This is a genomic window from Vibrio hannami, assembly GCF_029589055.1.
Lineage (GTDB): Bacteria > Pseudomonadota > Gammaproteobacteria > Enterobacterales > Vibrionaceae > Vibrio > Vibrio hannami.
The window spans coordinates 274,093-291,183 of the sequence record NZ_JARQZP010000006.1 but is presented as its reverse complement, the minus strand read 5'-3'; the positions used below and the strand labels follow the sequence as shown (position 1 = coordinate 291,183).

Below are 17,091 nucleotides of genomic sequence, written 5' to 3'. Positions count from 1 at the left end.
CCCGCAGATAAAAAGAAACCCGCCGAAGCGGGCACCGGACCGGAGATAACTCACATGACCAATAATAAACGAAAAGGCGGCTATAACGAAGCGATCCGCCAGGCAGTAGAAAACCTACCATTAGGCGGCCGCAGACTACCAACAGGCCACGCGGGACGAATCGCCCGTATGTATGGGAAAACAATCCCACGCGTACGTAAAGACGTCGAGCGAGGCGCTAGATTGCGTAATAGCGGGAGGGCTTTCTAATGCAGGAATTACCCCTACCGCTAGCACCATTAGCCGCAGCGCTCAGAGACGGCCCTTTTGTGCCATTGGCTGAACACCCTCAATTTATTCTATGGAAAACAGCCCAGCGTGACGGCAAGACGGTTAAATTACCGGTCGACTACCGCACCGCGAAAGTAAGCAACGCGCACGACGCCGGCGCATGGATGACCGCAGAGGAAGCACTAAACACCGCCGCCGCGTATGGTTCCGAATATGGGATCGGTTTTGTTTTCACTGTATCGGACCCGTTTTTCTTTGTCGATATTGACCACTGTTTAGAGCCTAACCGCGAGTGGTCCCCGGTAGCTATGGATCTTGTAAGCCGTTTAACAGGTGCAGCCGTTGAGATCTCGCAAAGCGGGCAAGGCTTACACATTTTCGGCAAAGGTACGGCACCCCAACACGCTTGTAAAAACGAGCGCCTTAAACTCGAATTCTACACCGAGGGCCGATTTGTAGCGCTAACCGGCATTAACGCCACGGGTAACGCCGCTACCGATTGTAGCGCAGCATTGCCGGGAATTGTGGCCGCATACTTCAAACCTACCGCGCCAGGAACGGAAACCGCCGCAGAATGGACGACCGAACCGTCGCCAGAGTGGAGCGGCCCAGAAAGCGACGACGAACTAATCGAAAAAATGCTAGCGACTAACCCTAGTAGTCGTAGCGCTTTCGGTGGCGCCGCTACCGTTCGCCAACTGTGGGAAGCCGACGAAGACGAACTAACCAAGGCATACCCCGACGAAAACCGAGCTTACAATGCTAGCCGAGCCGATGCCGCTCTCGCCCAGCATCTAGCATTTTGGACAGGGCGCAATTGCGAGCGTATCAAGTCGCTAATGTGGCAATCCGGGTTAGTACGCGATAAGTGGCAGCGAGAAGACTACCTTATCCGCACGATCACCAGTGCGGCGCAACAATGCGCTAACGTCTATAGCGGCCACATTAAACCCGTGGAAGCTATCAACAGCCCAGTCGAAGCTATTACGTATAGAACAGGCCACCAGCTATTAGCCGCAACACAACAGGCCGAACGGTTCGCCGGTTGCGTTTATATGCTCGACCGTCACCGCGTATTCACGCCCGAAGGGGATCAGCTAAAACCCGAACAATTTAACGCTATATACGGCGGCTATGACTTTGTACTGAATACCGAAGGCAAAACCACGCGTAAAGCCTGGGAAGCGTTCACCGAATCGCAGAGCGTTAATTACCCGTGGGCGCATGGCGCTATGTTTCGCCCAGAATTGGCAACCGGGCAGATCGTTACAGAAAGCGGCCGCCGCCTGGTTAACGTCTACGTCCCCGCTATGGGAGAACGTAAAGCCGGGGAGGTTGCGCCGTTTCTAGGCCACGTAGAGCGACTATTACCAAGTGAAAGCGACCGCGAAATATTCCTTTCGTACCTGGCCGCTTGCGTTCAACAACCGGGCGCTAAATTTCAATGGTGTGTCGTATTGCAAGGGGCCGAAGGTAACGGAAAGACCGTTTTCTATCATGTACTGGCATACGCTCTAGGCGAGCGCTACGCCCACCTACCGAACGCGGCGGAAATAACAAACCCGTTTAACGCCTGGATTGAACAAAAGCTAGTGATCGGCATTGAGGAGCTACACACGGCGGGCCGCCAGGAAGTAGCAGACACACTAAAACCGATGATCACTAACAAGCGGCTAGAAATCCACGGCAAAGGCCAGGACCAGAGAACCGGCGACAACCGCGCTAACTTCATTATGTTTTCAAACCATAAAGACGCGGTACTCAAGACCGAGAACGACCGCCGTTATTGTGTGTTCTATACCGCCCAGCAAGAAGCCGCAGACCTGGCCCGCGACAATATGAGCGGCGGCTACTTTGCAGACCTTTACAACTGGCTAGAGCGTGGCGGCTATGCTCACGTGGCCGAATACCTGGCGACAAGATCCGTAACCGTCGATGTTATGGGGCGCGCACCGAACACCAGCAGCACCGCCGAGGCCGTACGCTCTAGCCTGGGAGTAGCCGAGCAGATTATCCAGGAAGCAATCGAACTTGAAGAATGGGGGTTCCGTGGCGGCCTAGTATGTACGACCGTAGCAAAAGACCACCTAAACGCCAACGGGAAGAAACTCAGCCCGCAGAAAGTGGCCGGCGTACTTGCGAACCTGGGTTACATAAGACACCCGGCGCTAGAAGTATCTCAAGGCAAGGTAACTATTGCGGGTAAGCGTCGCCGAGTTTACGCCAAGCGTGGAAGTTTAGCGGCCCAGGTAACGACCGCCGACGCCGTCCGTAATCATTGGGAGCGTTCACACGATGAAGCGGCCACAAGTCCAAATAGCGGAAGCGTCCGAGCTAAGTCCATTTTCTCGGACAGCCCGAAGCCCCCGTAATTACTAGCTTTCCCCCTCTCTTTGTCCAACTGTCCAACTAATTAATAGTTAAAAGTAATAAATAAAGAGAGGGGGTATGTAGTAGCTAGCGGCTACGTAGCGGCCGGCCACTGTGGCGGCTACGCGGAGAACTGGCGGTAAAGTCAAAACAATTGGACGGGTGCGGACAAAGTAGCCCAAACCCTTACAGGACAAGGGCTAGAACCGGTCCAATACATATTTAAGCAAATGGACACTCGGACCCAAACGGCCCGAAAAAGTAAGAAATTTAACGCTAACCCGTAAATGACGCCCCCGTCACTTACAGGTAGCAACAAACCGGCCCAGTTAGCGCGCCACAAACAACCGGAGATAAGCCAATGAGCATAAACAGCCAGCTAGCAGAAATGCAGCGAGCAATAGCAGCTTTAGGCGCGGACGATGTAGTCACCTACCCACGGGATGCACTCGAAGTAATGGCCGAAGTTCTAAAGCAAAACGGGGAGCATTACGGCATAGACCACGCCCTCAACCTTTCGAATTTTCTACAGGCCGCCGCCGACAAGCTGGAGCCTGGAAAAGAACACGTATTTAACGCCGTCGAGCTATCAGGGCTTTGTAAAGACCTAATGATGATCGACAACTTAGTCAAAATTGAACAAGGACAGAAATAATGAAGCTACCAGAAATCAAGAAAGTACGCGAAAGCGTAACCGCAGCCCTAAGCAAACTAACAGCCAAAGGCGCCGACGACCTAGACGCAGTAGCCCGCGAACGTGCGGTATTACGTGAAAAGCTAGCAATGCTAGACGAAGCCGAAACGGCAGAGCGTGACCGCCTAGAAGCGGCCGAGAGTGAAGCAAAAGCCAAAGAGCGCAAAGTCTACCTACAGGCAGTAGCGAAAAGCAGCCGCCAGGCTATCGAGCAGCATAGCAAGCTAACCGCAGAAGCGAACGCCCTAGCCGACAAGCTAGCTAATGTTCTGTGGCAGCGTGGACAGGTATTTAATGCTGAAAATATCGGGCTAACTGATAACCGCGTTTTCGATTTGTTGAAAGACGAACGCAAATCGCTACAGGCAGAGATCCACCGCATTAACTCACTACACGACGAACTAACCGTAACGCCTGGCGCAGTTACCCGCGAACTATCGAACACTGACGGCTTAATCTCTCGATTAGCCGAAGGTTACGCGGACCGCCCTATCTCGTCGCGTACGTGTGCTTTCTGTGGCAAAGAGCATAAGACCTACACCGACGACACCGCCGAAACGTGTAGCCAACTATGCGCCGAGAACCTAGCCAATAAACGCCGACGCGAAACGATGAAACCGGGCGATCACTATCAAGCGGATTTACGCAACGCTAGCCGCGTTATCGACCTTAACGCCGACGACGAATATTAACCACTAATTACGCCCGTCTTAATGGCGGGCCTTTTGGAGATCTAACAATGAGCGACCTTAAAACCACCAACCCAGGACTTTACGAAATCGCCCGCCGTAATGGCGCCCTACCACGTGCGGCCACATCAAGCCGAGCGCTACCTAATGGCCCGCAAACCGTAGCCGACTTAAAGCAGAGTTACCCAGGGCTTTACGCTGAATGTATCTCGCTAGGAGTCACCCAGGAGCGCGAGCGCATCCTAGCAACACTACCGACGACGTTTAGCAATGATCGTATGAAGTTCGCCGCCCAGTGTGTACGCGAAGGGGCGCCGTTCAACGAGACAGCGAAAGCGAACTATCTAGCTATGACCCTCTCAGATGCAAAAAACGACAATCAAAGCGACCAGGTAGTCGCCGCTATCGAGAAGCGCCTGGGGGTTCGTTATGACACTTGAGGAACTACTAGCGGAATCGCCGGAGCTATATCTAGCGATCTTAGAGGAAGGTAGAGCGCAGGAAAGAAACCGCGCCCTATCTCACCTAGACACCGCCCGCTATTACGACGCAGTAGCCGAAGCCGTGGAAGCAGTCCGAAGCGGCACACCGGCAGAAGATGAAGCAGAGCTTAACGACGTTTACGCAGAGATACAGGACACCCGCGACGCCCTGGACGAAGCCGTCGAAACAAAGCGCCCGCCTCAAGTTGTAGAAGCGAAAGCCCACCGCTACGAACAGGCAGCGAAGCGGCTAGCGGGCTGAAAACTTTTAGGTTCTGTGGACGACCGGGGGCGGGTCCGCACCGTTTGATTTGCCCCGCAGGCCTCGCACAAACAGTAACTTTTGTTCAAGGAGTAAACAGATTATGAGTGTCGTATCTAAAGCGGAGTTTGCGCGGCTAGCGGGCGTATCGCCGGCGGCTATAACCAAAGTTTCTAAGTCGGTACTACGTGAAGCAATGACCGAGGGCGGAATAGACGCCGATCACCCCGCCGCTATTAAGTATCTAAACCGGGGCGCGTCGGTAGGACGTCCACAAGGTAACGGAAAACAGGAACTAGCCGAGTACATTCGGAGCCGGTCCGCAGAGCTACGCCGACTAGAGCAATCTTTAACCGTGGAAGTACCCCACCTGGTTAAAAGTGTGGCGGATAACCTTTTCTATTTGGGCTTTGCGTCGGATCGAATCCCGGCCGGTGAACGTGCGGACCGTACCGACTACGTAGAGCGGACGCTAGACCAGCTACGAACGCTAGCGGGGGGCGTATGACTGTCACACTAAACCTTATCGAGCTTTATAGCCTGGCCGCCATTTACGCGACGATAGGCATACTTTACGGCTATTCCCTGGGGGCTTTATGGAAGCGGTAGAGCTAGAGGCGATTCGCGAAGTAGCCGACGTTAGCCCAGAGCGACAACTATTTGTGGAAGTGATCCTACTGGCAGTTGTTGAGAGTCTAGGCGGAGAAGGACGAAAGAAAGTTAAGCAGGACGACCAGGAGCGCGCCCAGTTTTGGCTAGAGCGTTCGCCAATCTGCAAGGAGTATTGCGAGTTGGTGGACCTGGACTATACAGCCATGATCGAACGATTGCGGCCACATTGGAGGCAATATGCGAAACCGTAGGCGGCTATGGTGGTATTACACTAAACGACGATAACGAAGCGAGGCGGTAGTCTCGCTTTTTTACGTAATGTAGAATAATTCTATATTTATTAAAAAGTGCGTTACGGTTAGAAAAAACGGTGACAGAGTTGGTGACAGATAATATAGCGTAACGACAACAAGAACCCGCAACCCCTTACTATAAAAGGGATCAGCAACAAGCAACCAATGAGCAAATTCAGAACATTGAGTAAAAAATCAAACTAAAGTTTATTGCAAAATAGCCTCGGATTCACGAGGCTATTTTTTTGCTTTTTTCGAGGTGCTCAGGACTTATTTTGACCTCAGCATGACATTAACAATCGACTCATACCGAAAATAAACAAAACAACAAACATGCATCAGAACAATAATAAATGAACCACACGACACTAATTAATATTCTCAAGAGCAGCTACATAAAGAATGACCTGGGTGAGTGCCGAGCTCTCTATTTCGAACTTTGTGCAAAAGTAGGATTACACGGAAATCTAAAGCCAGAAGAGTACAAATGGCCCTGGATTTATGAAAGTGGTTTAGGCTTACTACAGCACGCCCCAGAAAAGAAATATACAAGAGAAAAGTCGCGCCTAACACTTTCTGACTTACTCAATTTAGAAAGGGTTCTTGATGTTGCTGCATGATGCCTCAGCAGGAACTGAGGCATTACACATCAATACTAAAGGGATACCAGAATAGCTGTTCTTCCACCACTCGTTTAGTTATCGCTAGTGCGACAACGATAAAAATAAACACCAGGCAGGCTACGTCTACTCTTCTGATCGGCTTTAAGCTATACCAGGTTCGTTTATCATGTCGACCAAACCCACGCAGAGTCATGGCATTGGAAATATCATCCGCCTTGTCCAAACTTGAAAAAATCAATGGACCAAGGATCCTTACTATACTCTTCACCCTTTCAAAGAACGGTGCTTTTTTAGAAAGCTCAATTCCTCTGGCTTGTTGAGCATGCATGATATTTACGAAGTCTTTCTTTATTTCTGGTAAATAACGCAAGGTCAGGCTTACTGCATAAGATATTTTGTATGGCACGCCTAGTTTATTCAAACTGGCGGCAAACTCGGTTGGATGAGTGGTAAAAACAAACACGAGTGCAATCGGGAACGTGCTGAAATACTTCAGTGTCACCGTTATCAAATAGAAAATCGTTTCCTGAGTAATTGAGTACCCATAAGGCAGCGTCAGCAATACTGTTTCACTCCCCAGGTATTCCGTCCCTTGCCCCGGTGCTAGCAGATAAATAAAGAAAGCGTTAAGTAATAGAACGCCACCTGTCGCGATCAATAACGGCTTATATATTCTAAATGGAATAGCGGAAAGTTTAAGGAGCAACAGCCCTGTTGTCAGCAATCCTACTATAAGCCTTAAATCAAACGTTGTAAGGACAACGGTTGTCCAGGCTATAAACAAAGCAAACTTAGTTATGCCATTTAACTTATGTAGCGGAGAGCCAGTATCAATATAGTTGATGCCAAATGTTATCTTTGATGCCTTCACGCCACTTTCTCCTGCCCTATAAAGTGCTGCATAAAGCCATTGGTGTCCTGAATTCCCATATGCATCGCTAGTTGATAAAGGCTTGTCGTCGCAAGATTGGCACTTTCCAGTAAATCAGGCTGAGAAAATACTTCAGTCATAGGGGCATCAGCTATCAATTTGCTATCAGAGAAGACAATTGAACGAGTGGTGTACTCCAATACCAGGTGCATATCGTGTGAAATGATGATGACCGTGATGCCAAGTTCTTCATTTAACTTTTGAACAAAGCGCATCATCGAAGTGTAGTTAAAATAGTCCTGACCAGCCGTTGGTTCATCTAATATTAATATTTCCGGCTCAAGAACCAGAATAGAAGCAATAGTTACACGCTTTTTCTGACCGTAGCTCAGAGCTTCAATTGGCCAGTTGCGGTATTTTCTTAAACCACAAAGTTCGAGTACAGCTTCAACTTTATCTTTGACTTTAGTTTCATCGACACCTCTGTTACGCAAACCAAAGGCAATCTCATCAAAAATCATATGGTGTGAAATCATGTGATTGGGGTTTTGCATAACAACACCCACTTTTTGGCTGCGCTCAAAAATAGAGAGTTCAGATAAATCTTCACCATCAATTTTTACTGAGCCCGAGTCAGCCTCTACAACACCCATAATGAGTTTGGTTAGTGTTGATTTTCCAGAACCATTTTTGCCTAGGATGGAAATCACTTCGCCACGATTAACTGTAAAGCTAATATCATCTAAAGCCTTAGTTTCGCCATCATAAGAGTAAGACAACGAGTTGATATCCAGTAAGACATTGTTATTGTGTTGATCTTTGGCACCTTCCGATTCTCTATACCACTGGTTAACCGGCTCTCTAAAAGAGGCAATCGGCATATCTGACAGCTTAGATGGATTGTCGTCTGTGCACACCTCGCAGCCCGCTGCTTTTAGTGCAGATAGGTAAAGAGGCTCTCTGATACCGTGCTTTTTCAGGATTGGAGACACCAGTATTTCATCCGGTGACATATCAGCCACAATACTGCCTTTATCAATCAATATCACTCTGTCGACATTTCTATATAGAACGTCTTCTAGCCTGTGTTCGATAATAATGACTGTCTTGCCGCTTTCAGAATGAAGCTTATCTATGATATCGATGGTTTTCTGACTGGTTTTAGGATCCAGTGCTGCAAGTGGCTCGTCAAACAACAGCACATCAACATCATCAACCAATATACCGGCTAATGATACTCTCTGCTTCTGACCTCCAGATAACTCATGGGGAGAATGTTCAAGCATACCCTGTAGATCAACCATAGAAGCGGTAGCTTTAACGGTTGGATACATATCAATATTGTTGACCAGCTGATTCTCCAAAGCGAAGGCGATATCTTCGCCGATACTCAGCCCAACAAACTGATTGTCTGTATCCTGAAGTACTGTTCCGACTTTTTCAGTGTAATCGTTCATCTCAAACTTCAGGGCATCATGATCCCCTATCGTAAGAGAGCCGGTAATCGTTCCCTTTTTAGAGTGAGGAATTAACCCATTAAGACACTGTCCTAACGTAGATTTACCACTTCCGCTTGGACCTACGATAACCACCTTTTCTCCCTTCTCGATACGAAGGTTAATGTTGGTTAACGTAGGCTTTTCAAGAGAGTCGTACTGAAAGGAAAAGTCAGAAAACTCGATAGTCATTAATGATTATTCTTCTTTAAGGTTAAGGCTTTGTTGGTTTCTCTTCGCAACAGACTTAAGGATGAAGAATCCTACAATTGCGATTAGAACGGTGTTACCTGCGGCAATGATTATTAGCTGAGTGAAAACCTTAGCGAACGGTTCAGCGTAAAGAATGGTGTCCAGGAAGGCAGAGCAGCCATAGCCCACAACGTTACCAACTACGGTTAAAACTATAAACGTCACAAAATCTTTTGTTTCAAACAGTCCCTGAGAAATTCTTCCTTTAGTAAGTGCTGGGAATAAACCGATCACTAAACCAACGATTCCGGAACCAAGAACCCAGGTAAACCATACACCCCAGCCAGCAAACAGATCAGTTACCCAATGGCCAATAAAACCAACCAAAAATCCGACAACAGGCCCATAAAGAACAGAGAAAAGTGCAAGGATAGCCATCGCCGGTTTTAGCGTTGTGTTTGCAAATACAGGAATTCCAAACATAGGAAGACCACCAATACCGTATAGAGCGGCGCCAATTGCTATCACCACAACGGTTTTTGCTGTGAAATTCATAAAAAGTCCTTTTTAGCTAAAAGATTAAGTTATTTCATAAAGCGATAAGTTAAGCCGAAGTATAACGTACCGGAAATAATTTAGGAATACATACGTCTAGATGGCTGTTTTATTTTTACTTCTAAGTGATACAAACAATCCCCATCAATATTGAGTATCACCTATGTATTGTGCTACCCTTCGCCTCCATTTTTCTACGCTGGTTTCTTGTTCCGGATACCAGTAAACTCTTTAAAACTCCAAACTAAAGTGGAATAAACGAGATGGTTAAAGGTACTCTTTACATCGTGTCTGCACCTAGTGGCGCAGGAAAATCTAGCTTGATCAACGCATTGCTGGAAAAAAATCCAACATACGCAATGAAAGTATCGGTTTCACACACCACTCGTGGTATGCGCCCTGGTGAAGAAGATGGCGTTCACTACCACTTTGTTCAGAAAGAGCATTTTGAAGAGCTGATCGAAAAAGGCGAATTCCTTGAATATGCAGAAGTATTTGGTAACTACTATGGTACTTCCCGTGTATGGATTGAAGAAACGTTGAACAAAGGTATCGACGTTTTTCTGGATATTGACTGGCAAGGCGCTCGTCAAATCCGCGAACAAATGCCACTGGCAAAAAGCGTGTTTATTCTTCCACCATCAAATGGTGAGCTGGAACGCAGGCTTACAACCCGTGGTCAGGACAGCGAAGCCGTGATTGCAAAACGCATGAGTGAAGCAAAATCAGAAATGTCGCATTACGATGAATACGACTATGTTATCGTAAACGACGATTTCGATGTTTCACTGATGGACTTTAAAGCAATCCTTCGTGCTGAGCGTCTGAAACAAGATAAACAAGCAGCTAAATACAGCGGCATGTTAACTGCACTATTAGGCTAATAAGCCTTCTATGATTAGTAACACCTTGTGATTGCTAAGCTATAGAGTGTATAATTTCTCGTCATATTAATTTTTAGTAACTATTGGGAGTCCTCATGGCACGCGTAACTGTACAAGACGCAGTTGAAAAAGTTGGCAACCGCTTCGACCTAGTTCTTATTGCGGCTCGCCGCGCACGTCAGATGCAAACTGGCGGTAAAGATTCACTAGTGCCTGAAGAGAACGATAAGCCAACGGTTATCGCTCTTCGTGAGATCGAAGAAGGTTTGATCACTAAGGAAGTTCTTGATGCACGTGAGCGTCAGGAGCAACAAGAGCAGGAAGCAGCAGAACTAGCAGCAGTGAGCAGTATCGCTCACAACCGTTAATTCTGTATTTGAATTTACGAAACCTTTCGGGCCTATAATTTGTATCTATTCGATAGTCTCAAAGACGTTGCCCAGGAATACCTAACAGAGCCTCAATTAGAGGCTCTGCGTCAATCTTATGTGGTAGCAAAAGACGCTCACGAGGGTCAAACTCGTTCGAGTGGCGAACCTTATATCATTCACCCTGTAGCCGTAGCTCGAATCCTTGCAGAAATGCGTCTGGATCATGAAACGCTGATGGCTGCAATTCTGCACGACGTTATTGAAGATACGGAAGTATCTAAAGAAGAACTTGCAGAACAGTTTGGCGATACCGTCGCCGAGCTAGTGGATGGTGTTTCTAAGCTGGATAAGCTGAAATTCCGCGACAGAAAAGAAGCTCAGGCAGAGAACTTCCGCAAGATGGTTCTTGCGATGGTTCAGGATATTCGCGTTATTCTGATCAAACTCTCTGACCGAACGCATAACATGCGTACACTTGGTGCTCTCCGCCCGGATAAACGCCGAAGAATCGCTCGAGAAACGCTGGAAATCTACTCTCCACTGGCGCACCGCTTAGGTATTCACAATATTAAAACCGAACTGGAAGAGCTGGGTTTTGAAGCTTTGTACCCAAATCGATACAAGGTATTGAAAGAGGTAGTAAGAGCAGCACGCGGCAACCGTAAAGAGATGATTCAGCGTATCCACACTGAATTAGAAGGTCGCCTTGAAGAAGTTGGTCTTAAGGCCCGAGTTATTGGCAGAGAAAAAAACCTGTTCTCCATCTACAACAAGATGAAAACCAAAGAGCAGAGATTCCATACCATCATGGATATCTACGCTTTCCGTGTCATTGTTGATGATGCAGATACTTGCTATCGCGTACTTGGTCAGGTTCACAACCTGTATAAACCTCGTCCGGGTCGCATGAAGGACTATATCGCAGTACCTAAAGCTAACGGCTACCAGTCACTGCACACTTCTATGGTTGGCCCTCATGGTGTACCGGTAGAAGTTCAGATCCGCACAGAAGATATGGATCAGATGGCGGACAAAGGTGTCGCGGCACACTGGTCATATAAAGCAGGTGGCGACAGAAAAGGCACCACGGCACAGGTTAAAGCACAGCGTTGGATGCAAAGCCTTGTTGAACTTCAGCAGAGTGCAGGTAACTCATTCGAATTTATCGAAAACGTTAAGTCTGACCTGTTCCCGGATGAAATCTTCGTATTTACCCCGAAAGGCCGAATTGTTGAACTTCCGGCAGGTGCTACCGCTGTAGACTTTGCTTACGCGGTTCATACCGATGTTGGTAATACCTGCGTTGGTGCGCGAGTTGATCGCCAGCCTTATCCGTTAAGTAAGTCTCTGAAAAATGGCCAGACCATCGAGATCATCAGTGCACCAGGTGCGCGCCCGAATGCGGCCTGGCTGAACTATGTGGTTACCTCCCGAGCTCGTACTAAGATTCGTCAGGTTCTTAAAACCATGCGCCGTGAAGAGTCGGTGGCACTTGGCCGCCGACTGCTGAACCACGCCCTTGGCCGTCACTCTATCGATACAATTTACCCAGAAAACGTTGAACATGTGCTTAACGAGCTGAAAATAGAATCAGTTGATGACCTGCTTGCAGCTATTGGTCTTGGTGAGCTGATGAGTATTGTTATTGCACGTAGGCTGCTTGGTGATGCGGATGAGCTAACTGAAACCAGCTCAGTTCCATCGAAGTCTAGCAAAAAGCTATCTATCAAGGGCGCTGACGGTATTCTTCTTAACTACGCCAAATGTTGTCATCCTATCCCTGGGGATCATATCATTGCGCACGTTTCACCAGGTCGTGGACTTGTGGTTCACCGTGAGGTGTGTTCAAACATCCGTGGTTATCAGAAAGAACCTGATAAGTATATGGGCGTTGAGTGGGAAGATGAACATGAGCAAGAGTTTATCTCCGAACTTCAGGTCGATATGCATAACCGACAAGGTGCCCTTGCGGAGTTAACCAACGTTATCTCCCGGACAGGCTCTAATATTCACGGTATTTCCACTGAGGAAAAAGATGGTCGCCTGTATACCATCACACTTGCACTGACGACAAAAGATCGTGTGCACCTCGCGGGTATTATGAAGAAAATCCGTGTTATGCCTAACGCACTGAAAGTACGTCGACGCAGACCATAGTAACCATTCACGCCTTCTGAGACTCTTCAGAAGGCGTTTCTTTATCTACAAAGCAACTTATCTCCAGAGCAACATCCAATGAATCTTGAACGCTACAACCGTATCCAAACTGTACTAAAAGCCCGTCAGCCAGATCTCACTCTGTGTCTGGAAGAGGTACATAAGCCTAACAACGTGTCTGCCGTGATAAGAACTGCTGATGCTGTAGGTCTACATAAGATTCATGCCGTCTGGCCAGATGAAAAAATGCGCACTCTGAGCCACACTTCTGCCGGAGCACGAAACTGGGTTGAAGTGGATACCCATGATTCTGTTAGCGATGCTATCAGCACATTAAAAGGTAAGGGAATGCAGGTTCTGGCGACCAATCTGTCTGATTCCGCGGTGGACTTTCGTCAGATCGATTACACCAAACCAACTGCCATTATTCTTGGTGGTGAGAAGCACGGTATCACAAAACAGGCGCTTGAGTTGGCGGATCAAGACATCATCATTCCTATGGTTGGCATGGTTCAGTCTCTGAATGTTTCAGTGGCGAGCGCTCTAATACTGTTCGAAGCCCAGCGTCAGCGAGAGCTTGCTGGTATGTACGATCGCGAAACCTCAGCCCTTCCAGAAGAAGTGATTCACAGAACCCTGTTTGAACGTGGTCACCCGGTTCTGGCCAAAGTAGCCAAGCGTAAAAACCTCCCTTACCCACCTCTGGATGATGAAGGCCAGATTGTCGCAGACGACGCATGGTGGGCTGAGATGCAGAGGAAATAGGTTACGGGTTACGGGTTACAAAATCCCACTGTACAAAAAGACAGTAAAATGATTGAATGTAGCTGATTACATTCAATTCCTGAGATTTGCTTATGTCCCAGTTACTTTCTGCTGTTCCTATTACTTCACTTTCTGGTGTTGGCGCGAAAGTCGCAGAAAAACTGGCTAAGATCGGCTTGTCTACCATTCAGGATCTTCTGTTTCACCTTCCCCTTCGTTACGAAGACAGAACCCGTGTTTACCCAATAGCAAGCCTTCATCCTGGCTTGTGGGGAGCGGTGCAAGGCAAGGTAATGAGCTGCGATACCATCTTTGGCAGACGCAAAATGCTGACGGTCAAAATTAGCGACGGCAATGGCACAATTACGCTTCGCTTTTTTAACTTTACGGCCGGGATGAAAAACAATTTTGCCGAAGGTAAGCTGGTACACGCTTATGGTGAGATAAAACGTGGAAGCTATGGATTAGAAATCGTTCACCCTGATTTCAAATTCTTCTCTCCCGCGCAAAAACCAGATACTGAAAACAACCTCACTCCTGTCTACCCAACAACAGAGGGGCTTCGACAGGTAACACTGAGAAACCTTACCGAACAAGCTCTGGAGTTATTGGATAAGTCGGCGATTGAAGAGTTGCTACCGGATGGTTTATACGACCATCAAATCACCATGGAGCTGGCTCTTCATACCATTCACAGGCCGCCACCAGATATTAACATTGAAGAGTTTGATGAAGGTAAACACCCGGCTCAAAAACGTTTGATTCTGGAAGAGTTACTTGCTCAGAACCTCTCTATGTTGGCAGTTCGCAGTAAGGGGCAGCAGGATGCAGCGCTGCCATTAAAACCAGCCAATAAGCTCAAATCTCAACTATTAGCACAGCTCCCTTTTTCTCCTACTGGTGCGCAATCGAGGGTGGTTAAAGAGATAGAAGACGATTTATCAAAACCACACCCTATGATGCGTCTGGTACAAGGGGATGTTAGCTCAGGTAAAACACTGGTTGCTGTACTCGCCGCAGTACGAGCAATTGAGAATGGCCATCAGGTTGCCCTTATGGCACCGACTGAGCTCCTTGCGGAGCAGCACGCTATCAACTTTGCTAACTGGCTTGAGCCTATGGGTATCAAAGTCGGATGGCTTGCTGGCAAGTTGAAAGGCAAAGCCAAAGAGACAGAGCTAGCACGTATTGCCAGTGGTGAAGCTCAGATGGTAGTGGGTACTCACGCGCTTTTTCAGGAGCATGTGCAATTTAGCCACCTTTCACTGGTTATTATCGATGAGCAGCATAGGTTCGGTGTCCACCAGCGCCTCAAACTGAGAGAAAAAGGCGAAGCGCAAGGAGCTTTTCCACACCAGCTAATAATGACAGCAACGCCAATTCCGAGAACACTGGCAATGACCGCATATGCGGATCTGGAGACTTCCATTATTGACGAACTGCCACCAGGAAGAACACCAATAACCACGGTGGCAATTCCGGATACCAAACGAAACGATATTGTCGACAGGGTGAGGAATGCTTGTCTGAATGAAGGCAAGCAAGCTTATTGGGTTTGTACACTTATTGATGAATCTGAGGTACTGGAAGCACAGGCTGCCGCAGATACTGCAGAAGAACTGCAAAGACAGCTACCTGACCTTAAAATCGGACTGGTTCACGGACGAATGAAGCCAGCCGAAAAACAAGATATCATGCAGCAATTCAAGAACAATGAACTGCACCTTCTTGTTGCTACCACCGTTATTGAGGTGGGTGTTGATGTGCCTAACGCCAGCCTGATGATCATAGAAAACCCAGAACGCCTTGGTCTGGCTCAGTTACATCAGTTAAGAGGACGGGTTGGCCGTGGCTCAGTCGCTAGCCATTGTGTACTTCTCTACCATGCACCTTTATCAAAAACGGCTCAAAAGCGCTTAGGTGTACTCAGAGAAAGCAATGATGGCTTTGTCATCGCACAAAGGGACCTAGAGATAAGAGGGCCAGGTGAGTTACTCGGAACAAAACAGACTGGCGTGGCAGAATTTAAGATTGCAGACTTAATACGCGATCAACGGATGATCCCTGAAGTGCAACGAATCGCCCGTTATATTCACGATAACTACCCTAAAAACGCTCAAGCCATCATTAACCGATGGCTTGAGAATCGTGATATCTACTCTAATGCTTAGTTTTTATTTTTGCTACAACTGGAAAACTAAGTTGCACCTTGAGTCCGCCTTCTAAACGGTTGTTCACAGCAATAGTACCACCGTGTTGGCCAACAATTCTCTGAACGATAGCTAGCCCAAGTCCTGTTCCTTCACTCCCTCGCGCGGTATCTCCACGAGTAAAGGGTTCGAACAGCTTTCCAAGCTGACTTTCTTCTATACCAGGACCATTGTCTTCAATACAAACCCACGACATCTGCTGATCAGCAGTCATACCAGTAGACATTTTTATCCAGCCATTACCATATCGCCTTGCGTTCACAATAAGGTTGCTTATAGAACGCTTAATGGCTATTGGGTTGCCGTGAACATCCTTTAAATTACTATCTATTTGTAAGTCGATATCCAGATCCGTCGTCGACTCCGCGTTAGCAAGACTGGTCGCTAAAGCATTCAAGCTTACCTCTTCAAAGCTTTCACGCTTTACAGGCTTCAGATAGTCCATAAACTGGCTAATAATCTCGTTACACTCTTCTGTATCCTCAATCATGCTCTCGGCCAGATAGCTATCTTCCGACGACATCATCTCGGTCGCCAATCGGATTCGTGTCAGTGGTGTTCTTAAGTCATGGCTGATGCCCGCCATTAACAACGAGCGGTCTTCTTCTAACCTCTGAATCCCCTTAGACATCTGATTGAATGCCTGAGTCACCGCTTTAATTTCAGTTGAACCCTGTACCTTTAATGGCGGAGGTATTTCACCATGACCAACTTTTAGCGCAGCCTTTTCCAGTGCCATCAACGGGCGGTTGTGGATACGGATAAATACCCAACCTCCCACAATTATCAACAGGGCCATAATCAGGCTATTGCGAAATAGCGGAATAAAATCTTCTTCCTGCAACTCAGACAAAGGGATTCTGAGCAGGTAAGTAGGAAGCTCCTCAATACGAATCCAGAGTATGTAGCTCTCAGCACCAAGCAACAACCGGACTTCTGCCTGAGTCCCAAGCTCATCACTGATATCTTCGCTTAAAAACTCCATAACAGAAGCGTTTTTAAATTCTTCAACTTGCGGGTCATCCAGTAAATGGAGAGTAACACCCAGCTTTTCTAGCAATCTGTTCCGAACGTCATCTTCAAGATGAATAGTTCCATCTTCCAACTCAACATCCTGATCCAGCATCAGGTTAACTTCGTAAGCGAGAATTTTATTAAACTGTTGCAAACTAGGGAGAAGAGCGTAATTAAATACCGCGTAATATGAAAATACCTGACTACCAATCAACACAGTAGCAAAGAGCAAAAGAGCCTGAGTACGAGAGCTGCGAATTCGCATAGACGCCTCTGAATTT

Annotated in this window: 18 protein-coding genes; 14 read left to right on the top strand and 4 right to left on the bottom strand. The window is 47.5% G+C overall.

All coding sequences use genetic code 11. The features are described 5' to 3' along the window. The first annotated feature begins 54 nt into the window (after positions 1 to 54). From P7F88_RS12640 to P7F88_RS12600, 9 genes are all read left to right on the top strand, one after another. Positions 55 to 249, top strand: a complete 195-nt coding sequence (locus tag P7F88_RS12640) for a hypothetical protein (RefSeq protein WP_277825216.1) — start codon at positions 55 to 57, stop codon at positions 247 to 249. Next, positions 249 to 2,642 (top strand): phage NrS-1 polymerase family protein, encoded by a 2,394-nt coding sequence (locus P7F88_RS12635; protein ID WP_277825215.1) that lies wholly within the window; start codon positions 249 to 251, stop codon positions 2,640 to 2,642. Before P7F88_RS12640 ends, P7F88_RS12635 begins: the two co-directional genes overlap by 1 nt. Before the next feature lie 359 nt (positions 2,643 to 3,001). Then, positions 3,002 to 3,295: a hypothetical protein gene (locus tag P7F88_RS12630; protein ID WP_277825213.1), complete on the top strand. Its 294-nt coding sequence runs from the start codon at positions 3,002 to 3,004 to the stop codon at positions 3,293 to 3,295. Then, positions 3,295 to 4,026, top strand: coding sequence for a hypothetical protein (locus P7F88_RS12625; RefSeq protein WP_277825211.1), 732 nt, complete (start codon positions 3,295 to 3,297; stop codon positions 4,024 to 4,026). Before P7F88_RS12630 ends, P7F88_RS12625 begins: the two co-directional genes overlap by 1 nt. 47 nt (positions 4,027 to 4,073) lie before the next feature. Beyond that, positions 4,074 to 4,463, top strand: coding sequence for a hypothetical protein (locus tag P7F88_RS12620; RefSeq protein ID WP_277825209.1), 390 nt, complete (start codon positions 4,074 to 4,076; stop codon positions 4,461 to 4,463). A gap of 124 nt (positions 4,464 to 4,587) precedes the next feature. Then, on the top strand, positions 4,588 to 4,767 hold the full coding sequence (locus tag P7F88_RS12615; RefSeq protein ID WP_277825207.1) for a hypothetical protein: 180 nt from the start codon (positions 4,588 to 4,590) through the stop codon (positions 4,765 to 4,767). 103 nt (positions 4,768 to 4,870) lie between these two features. After that, positions 4,871 to 5,275, top strand: a complete 405-nt coding sequence (locus P7F88_RS12610) for a hypothetical protein (protein ID WP_277825205.1) — start codon at positions 4,871 to 4,873, stop codon at positions 5,273 to 5,275. A gap of 88 nt (positions 5,276 to 5,363) precedes the next feature. Continuing rightward, positions 5,364 to 5,630: a hypothetical protein gene (locus tag P7F88_RS12605; protein ID WP_239921222.1), complete on the top strand. Its 267-nt coding sequence runs from the start codon at positions 5,364 to 5,366 to the stop codon at positions 5,628 to 5,630. A 395-nt stretch (positions 5,631 to 6,025) separates the two neighbouring features. Further along, complete coding sequence (locus tag P7F88_RS12600) at positions 6,026 to 6,292, top strand: hypothetical protein (RefSeq protein ID WP_277825203.1); 267 nt, start codon at positions 6,026 to 6,028, stop codon at positions 6,290 to 6,292. A 22-nt stretch (positions 6,293 to 6,314) separates the two neighbouring features. Here the strand turns inward: P7F88_RS12600 and P7F88_RS12595 are convergent, their stop codons facing one another. The 3 genes from P7F88_RS12595 to P7F88_RS12585 are packed head-to-tail and all read right to left on the bottom strand — an operon-like array spanning position 6,315 to position 9,409. Next, on the bottom strand, positions 6,315 to 7,166 hold the full coding sequence (locus P7F88_RS12595; protein WP_277825201.1) for an energy-coupling factor transporter transmembrane component T family protein: 852 nt from the start codon (positions 7,164 to 7,166) through the stop codon (positions 6,315 to 6,317). Beyond that, a complete protein-coding gene (locus P7F88_RS12590; RefSeq protein WP_277825200.1) occupies positions 7,163 to 8,854 on the bottom strand; it encodes an ABC transporter ATP-binding protein in 1,692 nt (563 codons plus the stop codon). The genes P7F88_RS12595 and P7F88_RS12590 overlap by 4 nt, the downstream gene beginning before the upstream one ends. A gap of 6 nt (positions 8,855 to 8,860) precedes the next feature. Further along, entirely contained in the window at positions 8,861 to 9,409 is a 549-nt protein-coding gene (locus P7F88_RS12585) for an ECF-type riboflavin transporter substrate-binding protein (RefSeq protein ID WP_277825198.1), read from the bottom strand. 263 nt (positions 9,410 to 9,672) lie between these two features. On the opposite strand from P7F88_RS12585, the gene gmk reads away from it, so the two are divergent. The 5 genes from gmk to recG all read left to right on the top strand — a co-directional run bounded on the left by gmk (position 9,673) and on the right by recG (position 15,757). Beyond that, entirely contained in the window at positions 9,673 to 10,293 is a 621-nt protein-coding gene (gmk, locus tag P7F88_RS12580) for a guanylate kinase (RefSeq protein WP_277825196.1), read from the top strand. A gap of 95 nt (positions 10,294 to 10,388) precedes the next feature. After that, entirely contained in the window at positions 10,389 to 10,661 is a 273-nt protein-coding gene (gene rpoZ / locus P7F88_RS12575; protein ID WP_047049053.1) for a DNA-directed RNA polymerase subunit omega, read from the top strand. A 39-nt stretch (positions 10,662 to 10,700) separates the two neighbouring features. After that, positions 10,701 to 12,821 carry a bifunctional GTP diphosphokinase/guanosine-3',5'-bis pyrophosphate 3'-pyrophosphohydrolase gene (spoT, locus tag P7F88_RS12570; RefSeq protein ID WP_277825194.1) on the top strand — a complete coding sequence of 707 codons (2,121 nt, stop codon included), beginning with the start codon at positions 10,701 to 10,703 and terminating at the stop codon, positions 12,819 to 12,821. Between the two features lie 78 nt (positions 12,822 to 12,899). Then, a complete protein-coding gene (gene trmH / locus P7F88_RS12565; protein WP_277825192.1) occupies positions 12,900 to 13,586 on the top strand; it encodes a tRNA (guanosine(18)-2'-O)-methyltransferase TrmH in 687 nt (228 codons plus the stop codon). Between the two features lie 92 nt (positions 13,587 to 13,678). Continuing rightward, on the top strand, positions 13,679 to 15,757 hold the full coding sequence (gene recG / locus P7F88_RS12560) for an ATP-dependent DNA helicase RecG (RefSeq protein ID WP_277825190.1): 2,079 nt from the start codon (positions 13,679 to 13,681) through the stop codon (positions 15,755 to 15,757). Here the strand turns inward: recG and envZ are convergent. After that, the gene (gene envZ / locus P7F88_RS12555) at positions 15,747 to 17,075 is read right to left on the bottom strand and encodes a two-component system sensor histidine kinase EnvZ (protein WP_277825188.1); all 1,329 of its coding nucleotides are present in this window, start codon (positions 17,073 to 17,075) and stop codon (positions 15,747 to 15,749) included. The two genes, recG and envZ, sit on opposite strands and share 11 nt — an antisense overlap. Positions 17,076 to 17,091 lie beyond the last annotated feature (16 nt).